The following is a 13,716-nucleotide window of genomic DNA, read 5'->3' as shown; positions in this document are numbered from 1 at the left end:
AAAGATTAAGCCCTTTTACCTGGGCTTTGTTTGATTGTTATCTTGTTGAATAGCATCAATTTCTTTGAGTAAATCGTCAGCATCTACCGGTTTACTGAGCACTGTTTGTACAACTTTAAGTGCTTTTTGATGCACGGTTCTTTCTGTATAGCCGGTTAACATAATAGCGGGGATATACTTTTCAGCGTCAATACGGATTTGTTGCACAACTTCAATGCCACTTTCTCCCGCATCTAAACTATTATCTGTAACTATGATATCGGGTATTTTTTGCTGCTCATCAATGACCTGTTTTGCTTCAACCGATGAACCTGCGGTGATAACTTGATAGCCCTCCATGGTTAAAAGCGTTGAAATACTATCAGCGAGTTCATCATCATCTTCTAAGTAGAGTACCATGCAATTGTCTTGTTCTGGAAATTGCACGATATCATCATCCTGGTTATTTAATTCATCTACCGCGCTATTATTAACCGGTAGCTGAATTGAGAAAACAGAGCCTTTACCTATTTCTGAAACTAAGGTTATTGGGTGGTTCATGGTTTGGGCTAATGCTTTAACTAATGCTAGACCAATACCAAATCCTGAGCTGTTATTGTGTTGAGAGGGAAGCTGATAAAAGGCATCAAAAATAGACGCTTGTTTTTCTTGCTCAATACCCGGACCCGTATCGCTGATAGCTAATATTAAAAAGTCATTCTCTTGGTTGGCTGATACCCTAACTTCACCTAGATGCGTGTATTTTATGGCATTACCAAGTAGATTTCTTAATATTTGCAACAACAAAGCACGATCGCTAATTATGGTTACTGGCGATGGTTCAAAAACTAAATTGAGATTTTTTTCAGCCGCTTGTAGTGCAAAATCACTTTTAAGGGTATCAATAATATCTGTAATTTGAATTTTTTTGAAAATTGGCTCAATGCTTCCTGTTTCCAATCGGTCTAAATTCAACAAGCTATTGAGTAAAGTGTTCATATCACTAATAATGCGTTGGATACGTTTTAATTGAGTTTGTGGCAATTGTTCTTTAGATTGTCTGACGAGCACATCAATAAGGCTACTTATTTGTTGTAGCGGTTGGCGAAGATCGTGGCTAGCCGCTGAAAGAAAACGACTTTTGAGTTGATTTGCGGCGTCAGCTTCTTGCCTAGCTTCAGACAGGTTGGACGTACGTTCTGCCATCTGTTTTGCTAATTGTGAGTGCACGACAACATTTTTTAAGACAATCAGAAAACATTGAGCAAGTATTAAAAGTGGGTCAACAACCGGTTCACTTCCTTTGGGGCAATTATTCCAACTTACCCATATTGTGGCGATAAGTTTTTCATCTTTAATGGGGATCACTAGCACAGCTTGATTTGGACTGTTATTCGGTGAAAATTGAGTAAATTCAATTGCTTCGTTTGGGCTCAACCAGAAAAATTCATCGTCAGTATATTTCTTGGCTAAGTTTGACGTTGTCTCAAATGAATGCGCTGTCAATTCATCACCTGCGACTAAAACCGTGACAAAATCTGCATGACTTAACGCTGTAAAGGCTGCACTCACCAGTGATTTAGCCGTTTGTATATCTCTTGCTCGAGAAAGACGTTTTATCCAAGTGGTGATCATTTGCATGCGGCTAGCGGACCCTTAATGTTGCATAAATATATGAATTGTAATGTAATTAGCTTTGTAAGACTAGCTAGCTAGAATATTGACTATTACGTGTACTCTAACGGCTAAGCCTTTTAATTCGCTTGATTGTGAAAGAATTAATCGCCCTTCATGTAAAGACGTGATGCGATCGCATATCGCTAAACCTAATCCTGTTCCCTTTAATTTTCCGTCTTGAGATTTCTGAAAGGGTTTAACGATCCGAGCAAAATCACTTGCAGGGACACCTAACCCTGAATCTTCTATTACAAAGCTCAATTGCTCGCCGACTAAGGTCAAAGATAGAGACACGATACCTTGAACAGGCGTGTTATTTAGCGCATTGGTGTATAAATTATCAAATAAAATCGTTAAATGCTCTTCGTGAGACCCTATGCCTAGTGAGTCAATGCTCTCGTCGATATTGAGCAAAAGTTTTATATGGCGCTCATTTTGAGTCTCTTGATGGGATTCGATAAGTCTCGTTATTATCTCGCTCAATATCACTGTTGAGCACTCTGCATTTGTTCTACGCTTTGTCAGTCTTGAGTAAATAAGGAGTTGTTGAACTAACCTAGAGCTTCTGTCTATAGCTTTGATAATACTATTTAATGCTTTTTGTTGTTGCTCTGGGTTTTTCGTTCTTTGTGCTATTTGCGCTTGAATACGAATACCCGCTAAAGGGGTGCGTAATTCATGAGACGCTTCTGAGCTAAACATTTGTTCATGGGTAATTCGGTCAGACTCTAATTTTAGATGCGCGTTAATCACTAGCGATAATGCAATTAACTCACTAGGATGATTATTAAGGGGAAGATCATCGGTTTTTCCGCTTTCAAAGCCTTTAAGCTGTTTTGTTAACTGAGCCAGAGAGTCAGTAATTTTAGTAGGTAGGGTATTACGATGAATGTTAATAAGCACAAACACCAGTAAAATAGTGCTAATAAAAGCAAGATAAAATATTGTCGTTGCGCCGTTGAGGTATAATCCTAAACCCAAAGTCAAAAAGGTGATTGTCAGTAAGATGCTCAGTGGCCAAAGTAATTTTTCTTGATACATTTTATCGTCCCTTTGTCACTACTCTGCGACGTGATAGCCAACATGTCTGACAGTAATCACTGCGCTTTTACCTAATTTACGGCGTATACCATGGATATGCACTTCAATGGTGTTACTTTCAGTTTCCATATTCCAGCCATAGAGTTTATCTTGGATTTGGGCTTTAGAAAGTATCAGTCCTGGTTTTTCCATTAATGTTTGTAAAATAGCAAACTCTTTTGGTCCTAATCTAACGGTTTCGCCGGCTTGGGTAACTTTGTGAGTGGCGGGGTCAAGAATAATATTGGCTGATTTGAAGAGTGGGGTGCCACGGCCACTTGCTCTTCTTTGTAGCGCCCTGATCCGAGCACATAATTCATCTAAATCAAAGGGTTTAACCAAATAATCATCTGCACCAGCATCTAACCCTTCAACTTTATGTGGTGTTTCGTCGTAGGCGGTTAAGATGAGTACCGGTACATCATTTTTATCTCGTCGAAGCTTTTTAAGTACATCGAGACCAGAACCATCGGGCAGACCTATATCGAGTAAAAGTAAATCATAAGGTGTGGTGAGTAATGCTGTTTCAGCGGATTCTTTAGTTTCAACCCAATCAACGGCGTAATTATCCATCAATAGACATTGAACTAAACCATCACCGATGATCTTGTCATCTTCGACGATTAATATGCGCATTTATTACTCCGCTTACTACAAAACTATCTATGATAAAATGCTAACCTTAAGGACATATTAAGGCCTTTGCTTTATTGATTATTGACTATTGTTAAGGTTATTCAACGTTAATCAACACTCGGTGATATTTTTTCTACTGAGGCGAGATAACTAAATTCTGGATCGACCAACATTTCACCTTTCATCGCTTCACGTCCCAATAGCATCAAGTGGTTCATGCTTGACCGGTCGGTTAATGACAGTCTTACTGTCCATGTTAATTCGCCCATTACCGCCAACGTATTGATGATATAGCGACGTTCTTTTTCTCCGTTAGAAGATTTTATACGTTTTCTATCGACTATCTTTGCCGAACATTTAATCGTTTTAGTGACATCGTGAGAATCAGGATGAAATTCAAAGTCCAACATGCCAGTGACTTTATTTTCAGAAATATGATCAACATGGAGCGATGAAGTTTGCGCGCCAGTATCAATGCGGGTTGCAACCTCAAATAGCTCTAATTCGGGTAAATCAATAGTTTCTCTAGCACCGACAAGTATTTTTTCTTTCATATTATCCATTTCATTATGTTGTTGTAGCAGACAAAATTATATTTTACGGCACAAGTGCTAAAACAATAGCATATCATTGTTATTAAGAAATACTACGCCAAAAAGATGTTGCCGTTGTCAGCAATAATGACAGCTCTTATTGTTATAAGCGCCATAACTGTTCGATAAGCATAGCTTTTTTAAAGTAGGGTGGCTTGATTGTCCACCCATTTAAGGAGTGTTTTTCTGGGGGTATATCATCAAATTTGTTTGAAATTAGAAGGAAATAGGTCTTCTCTTCGCCGGCAAAGATGATGGTTCAATTGCTTGCTCTGCAGAAACAAAGGTTTCTTTAGTGTTTGATTTACTCTTTTTAAGCGAGCTTTTAGTTCCAGCTCCACTGGGCTGTGCAGTCGTTGATGACTTTTGTTTTGGAGTATGGGCAACTTCAAAAATTTCGCCATCAAATTCAACGGTATCGCCATGACGAATTTTCTTTCGTTTTTGAAACTCAACTTCATTGTTAACTAGAACATAACCTTCGCTGATCACTATTTTGGCTTCGCCACCACCACCGACCATATTGGCAATTTTTAGTAATTTACAAAGCTCGATTGGTTCAACCGAAATATTAATAATAGGGTGTGCAGACATGTAACGTTAGCCTAGTGATATTAAATTTAATGGCAACAATTATAACATAAAGAAGTGTGACAAGGATAAGGTATAGATTATTTAGTCGTAAATTTTATTATCGCACTTCGTCAATTAAAACAGGTCTTTTTAAAGCTCACTTAATATATAGCCTTGATAATTTAAATGCTTGGGTGAATGGTTAAGCTGACTTTCGGCTGATAAAGTTTCTGTATCTAGCTTTTTTAGCGGCAGTTAGTCGACCGCTTTGACAAACTGATCAAACTTTATGGCCATTATTAGCCACAGCAAGGTTTACTTGGCTGAGGAATAAGTTGATGCTTTTTAAATGTTTTATACAATGCTAAAGTTTATAATTATGCCATAATCAAATTTACGGCGAACAGGGTAAATAACTTTTATTACTTGTTAAGAAAACATGAAAAGTTGCAGAACAACACTATGCATCCTTCTATTATTAGTGGTGTATCGCATTATTTTTTTCTTTACCCGGACACAGAGGCTAATTTGAATAAACTTGAAAAAAGTCAATTAAGTCAATTAGTAAAACGCTTGTACAGGTGCATGTTTGTCAAAGATGCTCAAGATGATAGCGTTCATACCATGGCTCTTTCGTTATGAGTATTTCACTTGTTGTTGCCGATGACCATGTGCTTATGCGCCAAGCATTAGTAAACTATTTAAAGGCAGGTAACGAGTTTACTATCTTGGCTGAATGTAAAGATGGAATAGAATTAATCAGTCAAACCTTAAAAACCGATCCTGATGTTGTGGTGATGGATATTTCTATGCCAAATATGAGCGGACTGGTGGCAATTGACAAACTATTGTCGCAACGGCCAACGACAAAAATATTAGTTTTATCCATGCACGACGAACTTGAGTATATTTTAGCGATGCAAAAAGCGGGTGCTAAAGGTTATATCCTCAAAGAGTCGTCCTCAGATCTTCTTATTCATGCGATTAAAGATGTTTATAACGGTAAAACCTTCTTTCCAAACTTATCTGCCAATAATTGTCAGCCGGCGTCCAACCCATTAGAAGTATTAACTCGGCGAGAAAGAGAAGTGTTTTTCTCAGTAATTGCCGGAAATACCAGTAAGAAAATAGCAGAATTACTCAATATGAGTGTAAAAACGGTGGAAAATCATCGCACCAAAATATATAAAAAGCTGCAGGTTGGCAGTGTGGCAGAACTACTAAGAATGGCTAATAAAGCAGGTCTTCTTGAATAGTGTTTATTTTATCTCATCTCATTTGAACTTTGCTAGAGACAAAAAAACGCCCTACAAGGAGGGCGTTTAATGAATGTAGATGTTATACGTACTCTGCTCTACATTTAGCTGTTATTACTCTGCGTTCGAACTTGTCCCTGAGACAAAGTAATTTTTATCTATTTGATTAGCGATAATCGCATAGCTAGCACGAGTTACACCGTCTTCTGGATTAAATGTAGCAACCATTGTCGGTTGTAAATCAAATTGACCTTGCTCAAGGCTATAGCGAACACCTAACAGACCTTCGTTCAAAGCAATTTGCACATAACCGCGCATATCGTCAGCAATATCACTTTGGTCAGCAATCACGATTGATTCACCCTTGTAATTAACTGTGATTTCATGCGCTTCGCCCAAGTCTATTGCCTCTTGAGTTTTACCAATAACTTGTATTAGGCTATAAGCTAAGTCAGCACGAGTCACAGCAGATTTTCCGTGGAAGTCGCCATTATTATCAACCATCATCACGGGACCAAATTGTTGTTTAGCATCTTTCAACGCGGCACCTGACATAGCAACTGATTCAGCAAAAATACGGTATCTAGCGTTAACACCACTTAGGCTTATTTCTGTTTCCCCATCTAAATGGCGATACTGACGTACCGATGTCCCCATGACTAAGGCTTTAGCCAATTCCTGACGATTTAACATCGCATCAGGTGCAAAAGATGTCGCTGAACGACCATCCATAAGGCGTTCAAGTACAGCAGTTTCTATTGCTGCTTGCTGACTATGGCCTGCTACGTCATCCATACCTTCTATGCTTGTTAAAATATCTTGCCACACCCAATAACTGATATGGTTATCACTGGCTTCTTCAGTTTGTGCCTGTTCGTCGTAAGCTGCAGCAGCAGGTGGCACTGATAAACCAAAGGCGTCAGTTTCCATAGATAAGAGCCAAGTACCCGCTTGTGCTGGAGCCGTTACAAACGAGTTACTGTCCCAAACTGGGTCGGTAGAGTCGCCTTCAAAACGTTGCCCATCAGGTGCTACAAGTACAGCTTTAACACTTGTTAAGGCCGTTAAGCCGACATGTACGGTTTTTGCATTGGCATTGACTTTAAATTCAATTACTTGCGACTCTAGTGTTTCAAACGCTAAAGCACCTTCAGCAATTTTCATGGCTTGCATATTGATACTGGCCGTGAAACGAGAGTCAGCGCTGTTGTTAACAGATTTTTTATGATCTGCATTTTTCCCTTTAGCTGCAGCTACTGCAGCATGGGCATTAATATAACCTGCACCGACTTCCCAAGACTCATAACCTGGCATATTCGTCGCAGATTCTTTCATTAATTGCTTGATTTCATCGATACTTAGCGAAGGGTTAGCTTCCATCATCAGCGCTGCAACACCAGCAGTGTGTGGTGTTGCCATTGATGTACCCGAAATACGGGTATAAAAAGGAATATGTGCTGGGTCAAGCACCAAATCAGCATCTCCGCCATTGGCAGCCATATTGGTTGATGAACGCGTTGATACCATGTTGCGCCCTGGTGCGACAATTGTGACTTCGTTAGTGTAAGTCCATGCATTACCATCTGGCATGGTGAAATCACCGCTTTCATATTCTAAACCACGAGATGAAAAGTCGACTAAATTACCATTGGTATCGCCAGCACCTACTGACATTCCCCAAGGGATCTGAGCATGAGGGTTATTGCTATTTTCGCCAGAGCCCGAGTTACCCGCAGCAAATACCGATAAAATACCAAATTTGTAAGCTTTATATGACGCCAAGGCTACAGGGCCATCAGCATCAAATTTACCGCTTGAACCCCAAGAGTTACTCATAATACGCAGAGGATGTTCATAGTCATAAACGTGGTTAATAGCATAGTCATAGCCGCCAACCGCATCTAAAATAAATAAACCTAACCCTGAGCCGTAACCGACTAAATCAGCATCGGGTGCAACGCCTTTATATTTTCCATCAGACATAGCGCCCGAGCCCGCTATAGTGCCAGCACAGTGAGTACCGTGGCCGACATTCAAGTCGGTATTAGGTTGGTTTTTAATAACAAAACCGTCTGTGATACCGGTTTCAGCGAGATCGAGTGAATGTGTTGCCGCTTGCACGTTATCAACCACTACGTCGCCAAAGAATAAATCTTGGTGTGTTGCATCAATACCCGAGTCATTAACCATAATGGTTACGCCTTTACCGGTATATTCTGTGCCGCCATTGCGGTTTGCAAACTCGGTACCTTGAACTTTGTCAACACCGGTAATTTCACGAGAGTTAGCATTAAAATATTCAAGCTTACGGTTTAACCATACTGAACGGACATCATCTCGTCCGGCAATCGCTTTGATTTGTGCGACATTAGCAACAACACCCATAATAGGTACGGCAGAAAACTGCACACCCTTACTTATACCTAAGGCTTTTAACGCCCGTATTTGACTCACTGATATGGGCTTCATTTGTTCAAAGGTTACCACGGCCATAACTGTTTCTTCGCCGGTCATCGTCGGAAGCACTTGTGCCAGTTGCTCGCCAATAGCAGCGTCAGCTAAAGCGTGCGTAGGTAATGTCATTGCCAAAGAGGCTGCAGCCAAGGCACTTAAGGTAAATTTTTTCATTTTATTTCAAACTCCAATATGTTTCATACTTGTAGGTTAAATATCTTAAATATTTCTAATTGTTTTTAATTATTAAAATATTTTTATCACCTTTAGTCTCCCGACAAACCACTAAGATGAAAATAGGGGGTTACCCCTAATATTGGATAAATAACTGCGTAATTAGCAAACCTATAAGGTGAATCATTTTAGAAACAAAGTATCAGCGAGTTGATCGTATTAGCGATTTTAATTTAGCTAATAGTTCTTTAGATAGGGGGAACCCCCTATTTACTCAGCCCCCCTTAACTCGATAGAGTGCTTGAGTGAATTATATACACCCCTTAATAATAACTAGAACGAGTGAAATAATGAAAAAATTTACCTTAAGTGCAATAGCAGCAGCAACCATGGCATTAACTATGCCGTCTCAAGTTTTCGCTAACGCTGCCATTGGCGAGCAGTTAGCTGAGTTTTTACCGACTATGGTTGGTTCTCAAACGGTTATGGCCGTAGTAACTTATAACCAATTAGAGCCGGTATCAACAACTCAACTAGAGCATCTTTCTGGACTAGGTATTAGTCAGGCTGTTCAGTTTGCTTCGGTTCCTGTTATTGGCGTAGTCGCTAACTTAGACCAAATTAAAGCCATTGCTCAACGTAGCGATGTGCGCTCGGTATGGTTAAATCGTGAGCTTGAATACTTTAATTCTGATGCTCGTCAAATCACGGGGGTTGATGCGGTTCAAGGTGCTGAATTTGAATTACAAAATGGCATTGAATATACCGGTAAAGGCGTAACTGTAATGGTTAATGACTCGGGTATTGATGCTACCCATCAGGATTTATTCTTTGGCGATAAAGTGATTGATAACGTGCAAGGTCTAACGCATGCAAGTTTATTAAGCATAACGGGTGTAACCGAAGGTCTAATACTTAAGAACCAACCTAACACAGATACTAATTCAGGCCACGGTACCCATTGTGCTGGCACTATTGCTGGATATGGTACTATGTCAGATGGCCTTTACCCAGGCGCAGCGCCAGATGCTAAGCTAGTAGGCTATGGCTCAGGTGGTGTTATTCTTATTCTTGATACTATAGGCGCTTATGACTATGCCATTACTAAAGGTGATAGTTACGAAAATCCATTGCGCGTAATGAGTAACTCATGGGGTTCAAGTGGTAAGTTCGACCCGACTGGCCCAGTTTCTCTAGCTTCATATAAAGCCCATAAAATGGGAATATTATCTGTATTTGCAGCAGGTAACTCCGGCTCAGGTGAAGATACGCACAACCCTTATGCACAAATTCCTTGGGGCATGTCTATTGGCGCAGGAGAAAAAGATGGCACACTAGCTGGTTTCTCTTCACGTGGTTATAAGTATGAATCTGGCGAGTTCGATATGCCAGATGGTACAAAATGGACCTACAATAATGAAATTACTATCGTAGCTCCTGGTGTAGACGTTATTTCTACTCGTGCAGTTACTAATGCCGGCGCAAATGGTGGTGAAGCTGATGTAGACGCGATGGACCCTACTCATTTACCTTTCTATACCATGATATCAGGTACGTCGATGGCAACGCCTCATGTTGCTGGTATTGTTGCACTAATGTTAGAAGCTAATCCTGACTTAGATAACATGGCCATCAAAAAATTGTTACAAGAATCTGCGACTAATATGCCAGGTTACGAGCGCTTTGAAGTCGGTGCTGGATTTGTAAACGCCCGTGCAGCAGTAGCCGCAGCCAAAAACTATGATATGAACCACAGTGTCACGGTTAATAACCTACGCGGTAAAGTTTTCAATGCTAATACGCTAGTTGAAATTAGCGAAAAAAGCCCTGAAGGTTCTATCTGGTCAACACCCAATGGCGTCACAGAGCCACTAGGACTGCAAAACTCATTTGAATTTCAGGTTCACAGTGAAGCATTGTGGGTTAAGGGCTCTGCGAGCTCATTGGCTAATACGGCTAAATTAGTTTTAATTGACCCCGATGGCACTGAATACTTTGGTAACTTAACTTTACCTGTGCTTGGAACTGATATGCGTGTTACGGCACCTGCAATGGCAGGTACGTGGACGGTTCGAGTTGACGGACTAACCTCTTTGTCTGGCGTAAATCCAGATCCACTTAATCTAACTAATGGTCCAATGGCTCCTGAGAATTTCGACGTTAAAATAAATTTTGAAGACTTAATTGGCTTTGAAGGGGTAAACGATATAGCCGCTCATCGTTATGAAAATGCGATAAAATATGCAGTAAGCAAAAGACTAATGGATGGCTTGAATAACGGTGATTTCAACCCTGATGCAAAGTTAAAACGTAAAGACTTAGCTAAGTACCTAGTCATGGGCGGCGCTGTTCGTCAATACCGTGAATTAGACAACGAGCCAAAGCCAGAACTTAATTCAGTACCTAGTGGTTACCAAGCGTTTATTGAATCGGTATCGGTTAACGGTGGCGCATTGAAAGATAGCTTGCGTGAACAGCAGCCAGTTATGCTTAATAAAAGTGGTGAGTTTGCACATAACGGTCGTGTATCTAAAGTAGACCTAGCTTACAGCTTAGTTCAAATTCTAGGACTAGAATCAATGGCTAAAGCGTTTGATCCTGAGAAAGATGAAATTACGGTTGACTATAATGGTCAGACTATTGTGCTAGCAGATCAAGACAGCATTGCCGACGATATGAAAGGTTATGTGCAACTTGCCATACAGCTTTCATTATTGAATGTTCACTTTGATGTTACTCAAGGTACTTACGACTTAACGCCACAGTTGAACGCTAGCTTTGGTGGAAATTATAAAGTCACTCGTGCAGAATATGCTTTAACTGCCGGTCGTCTTTTTGGTCAATACTTTCAGTAAGCTCTTTGGTCAATACTTTGAGTAATTACTTTCGGTAACTAGTACCGCATATTAATCAGGAGGCCATTTGGCCTCCTTTTTTTTACCTGTTAGCTACCCCTTGCCACTCACACTGTTAATCATAGTTTCTGCTTTTTTCAGTATCGTTTTGATAAGCTAATGCTATGTTAAGCGACATCATTGACAAATTTTCCAAGTGATCTCTTGTTTGTTCTCTGCAGAGGTTGGTGAGCTGGTTCTATTTTTATCGTTAGGTATTGGCACTAAGGTACTGAAATTAGTTATCTAGTCTCTCGATTGTTAGGCGGGTGTGCTTATCATTGACTCTTTGGCTTTAATCAATAGGCCGATAACGAACACGAGGGAATTTAAATGAGTTATTTTGACTCTCAATAACTAAGCGCAGCATTGTCTTGTAGTTGATAGTTAGCAGTTGATAGTTAGTAATTGATAGTTAATAGTTGTTACGTATTAGCGGTATAGCTATCGCATTGGAATACTGGTTGCTGGAGTGGGATAATATTATCTTCCCAGAGACCCGTCTATGCCAGGGCGTTGTTGTTAATATTTACTCTTTTGTCACTGCTGCGACAAAAAGTTCAATAAGATGTCAGGCTAAAGTTAAAGACGCTAAACTACTTTCGTTGTTTAATAGTGCGGTGACATCAGTCTTTGCACAGTATAGACCGACAGTGTTGTCGTGAGTGATTATTTATACGCTTTAACATGTGTTTTTGCTGCAGCAACAGCGGCTCTTATATCAATATAGCCGGCACCAACTTCCCACGCTTGGTATCCAAGCATCTGAGTTGCAGACTTTGCTATTAATTGTTTGATTTCCTCGATACTTAATAATGGATTAGCTTCCATCATGAGAGCGGCAACACCCGCCGTATATGATGTTGCTATTGAAGTACCAGATAATCGACTATAAAAAGGGGTATAGGCGGAGTCAAAAAGAAAATCATCATCTGCGCTGTAAGCAAGGCCATTATTCGATGATCGGGTTGAGACCATGTAGTGACCGGGGGCGACAACTGTGACTTGGTTATTATAAGTCCATTCTTGCTTATCTGGCATGGTAAAGTTGACAGTTTTATAAGATAAATCACGAGAAGAAAAATCAACTAAGTGACCATGACTATTACCGGCACCGACTGATATTACCCAAGGGAGTTGAGCATAAGGGTTATGACTACTTTTACCTGCCCCTGAATTTCCGGCAGAAAATATTGACAATATCCCCAAGGTATAAGCTTTATATGAGGCTAAACCAATTGGGCTGTTCGCATCAAAGTTTCCGGTTGAGCCCCAAGCATTACTGATAATACGCAATGGACTTTGATAATCGTAGCGGTGATTAATCGCATAATCATAGCCACTAACAGCATCTAAAATAGTTAAATCAGCACCTGAGCCGTAACCAACTAGTTTGGCATCGGGAGCGACACCTTTATATTTACCATCAGACATGGCCCCAGAGCCTGCAATAATGCCAGCACAATGGGTACCGTGGTCTGTGTTTACATCAGTATTATATTGACCTCGACTAATAAAGGTCTCGGTCGTGCTCATTTTAGCCAAAGCTGATAATTGTATGGCCGCTTCGACATTATCAATGACTACGTCGCCAAAAAGTAGATCTTGATGCGTGGCATCAATCCCTGAGTCATTGACCATAATGGTCACACCCTTACCACTATAATCGGTATCACCATTAATATTAACAAAGTCTGTTCCTTGAATTTTATTAACACCGGAGTTTTGCCGTGAGTTAGCTATAAAATAGCTTAATTTTCGGTTTAACCATATTGAACGGACATCGTCACGCGCGGCGATTGCTTTGATTTGTGCAACATTAGCGACCACGCCGATTAAAGGCAGCGCAGAAAACTTAACGCCTTTACTAATACCTAAAGCTATTAGCGCCTGTATTTGATTCATCGAGAGTGGCTGCATTTGTTGAAAGGTTATTACCGCGAGGATTGTTTCTTTGTCAGTCATCGTAGGAAGGGTTTGTGCGAGTTGCTCGCCAATAATACTTTCAGCCAATGCTTTTGTAGGCATTGTTAATGCTAAAGAGGCTATAAGCCATGCACTTAAAGTTAATTTACTCATGATAACCAAACTCCGTTTGTTAAATCATTGCAATTATTTCTATCACAGCTAGTTTCCCAATAAATAGGCAGCCTGAAAATAGGGGGTTACCCTAAGTGTATTAAGGTAAATATGCTGTGAGTTTATTAGTGGGTGTGCTTTAAATAAAGGGCGTTTTGCTGAGTTTGAATGTTTTAACTAATTGAAATTGTAGTTTTATAGTAGTGGGTTGGCAGGCAGTAGCAACAATAAAAAAGAGCAGGGATTGTGATTGATTTAAACTATGCAATAGCAGAGAAAATGATATTAAAAAGAGTCTTCAAGATAAATAATTTAAAATTT

At 40.1% G+C, this 13,716-nt stretch carries 9 protein-coding genes; 2 read left to right on the top strand and 7 right to left on the bottom strand.

Annotated elements, in window-relative coordinates:
• Positions 1-15: 15 nt before the first annotated feature.
• The 5 genes from H4J76_RS02670 to H4J76_RS02650 form a co-directional block, all read right to left on the bottom strand.
• On the bottom strand, positions 16-1,620 hold the full coding sequence (locus tag H4J76_RS02670) for a hybrid sensor histidine kinase/response regulator (protein WP_182230077.1): 1,605 nt from the start codon (positions 1,618-1,620) through the stop codon (positions 16-18).
• A 63-nt stretch (positions 1,621-1,683) separates the two neighbouring features.
• Positions 1,684-2,697 carry a HAMP domain-containing sensor histidine kinase gene (locus tag H4J76_RS02665; RefSeq protein WP_182230076.1) on the bottom strand — a complete coding sequence of 338 codons (1,014 nt, stop codon included), beginning with the start codon at positions 2,695-2,697 and terminating at the stop codon, positions 1,684-1,686.
• A gap of 18 nt (positions 2,698-2,715) precedes the next feature.
• Entirely contained in the window at positions 2,716-3,372 is a 657-nt protein-coding gene (locus tag H4J76_RS02660; RefSeq protein ID WP_182216997.1) for a response regulator, read from the bottom strand.
• 107 nt (positions 3,373-3,479) lie between these two features.
• Entirely contained in the window at positions 3,480-3,926 is a 447-nt protein-coding gene (locus tag H4J76_RS02655; protein WP_220465981.1) for a RimK/LysX family protein, read from the bottom strand.
• Between the two features lie 255 nt (positions 3,927-4,181).
• Positions 4,182-4,559 (bottom strand): RNA-binding S4 domain-containing protein, encoded by a 378-nt coding sequence (locus tag H4J76_RS02650; RefSeq protein ID WP_070373952.1) that lies wholly within the window; start codon positions 4,557-4,559, stop codon positions 4,182-4,184.
• 617 nt (positions 4,560-5,176) lie between these two features.
• On the opposite strand from H4J76_RS02650, the gene H4J76_RS02645 reads away from it, so the two are divergent.
• Positions 5,177-5,794: a response regulator transcription factor gene (locus tag H4J76_RS02645; protein ID WP_070373951.1), complete on the top strand. Its 618-nt coding sequence runs from the start codon at positions 5,177-5,179 to the stop codon at positions 5,792-5,794.
• 114 nt (positions 5,795-5,908) lie between these two features.
• On the opposite strand, the gene H4J76_RS02640 is transcribed toward H4J76_RS02645, so the two are convergent.
• Positions 5,909-8,422, bottom strand: a complete 2,514-nt coding sequence (locus H4J76_RS02640) for a S8 family serine peptidase (protein ID WP_182230075.1) — start codon at positions 8,420-8,422, stop codon at positions 5,909-5,911.
• 350 nt (positions 8,423-8,772) lie between these two features.
• Here H4J76_RS02640 and H4J76_RS02635 point away from each other — a divergent pair, with 350 nt between their 5' ends.
• Positions 8,773-11,277 (top strand): S8 family serine peptidase, encoded by a 2,505-nt coding sequence (locus H4J76_RS02635; protein WP_182230074.1) that lies wholly within the window; start codon positions 8,773-8,775, stop codon positions 11,275-11,277.
• Positions 11,278-11,985: 708 nt separating this feature from the next.
• Here the strand turns inward: H4J76_RS02635 and H4J76_RS02630 are convergent.
• Complete coding sequence (locus H4J76_RS02630; protein ID WP_182230073.1) at positions 11,986-13,395, bottom strand: S8 family serine peptidase; 1,410 nt, start codon at positions 13,393-13,395, stop codon at positions 11,986-11,988.
• Between the last annotated feature and the right edge of the window lie 321 nt (positions 13,396-13,716).

It is taken from the genome of Colwellia sp. BRX9-1 (genome assembly GCF_014077195.1).
GTDB lineage: Bacteria > Pseudomonadota > Gammaproteobacteria > Enterobacterales > Alteromonadaceae > Colwellia_A.
Note: the sequence above shows the minus strand (reverse complement) of the source record. Positions and strands in the feature narration are given on the sequence as shown.

Bases quoted from the DNA above. Each gene is read 5' to 3' on its own strand.
- H4J76_RS02670 (WP_182230077.1), bottom strand. From the start codon at position 1,620: ATGCAAATGATCACCACTTGGATAAAACGTCTTTCTCGAGCAAGAGAT.
- H4J76_RS02665 (WP_182230076.1), bottom strand. From the start codon at position 2,697: ATGTATCAAGAAAAATTACTTTGGCCACTGAGCATCTTACTGACAATC.
- H4J76_RS02660 (WP_182216997.1), bottom strand. From the start codon at position 3,372: ATGCGCATATTAATCGTCGAAGATGACAAGATCATCGGTGATGGTTTA.
- H4J76_RS02655 (WP_220465981.1), bottom strand. From the start codon at position 3,926: ATGAAAGAAAAAATACTTGTCGGTGCTAGAGAAACTATTGATTTACCC.
- H4J76_RS02650 (WP_070373952.1), bottom strand. From the start codon at position 4,559: ATGTCTGCACACCCTATTATTAATATTTCGGTTGAACCAATCGAGCTT.
- H4J76_RS02645 (WP_070373951.1), top strand. From the start codon at position 5,177: ATGAGTATTTCACTTGTTGTTGCCGATGACCATGTGCTTATGCGCCAA.
- H4J76_RS02640 (WP_182230075.1), bottom strand. From the start codon at position 8,422: ATGAAAAAATTTACCTTAAGTGCCTTGGCTGCAGCCTCTTTGGCAATG.
- H4J76_RS02635 (WP_182230074.1), top strand. From the start codon at position 8,773: ATGAAAAAATTTACCTTAAGTGCAATAGCAGCAGCAACCATGGCATTA.
- H4J76_RS02630 (WP_182230073.1), bottom strand. From the start codon at position 13,395: ATGAGTAAATTAACTTTAAGTGCATGGCTTATAGCCTCTTTAGCATTA.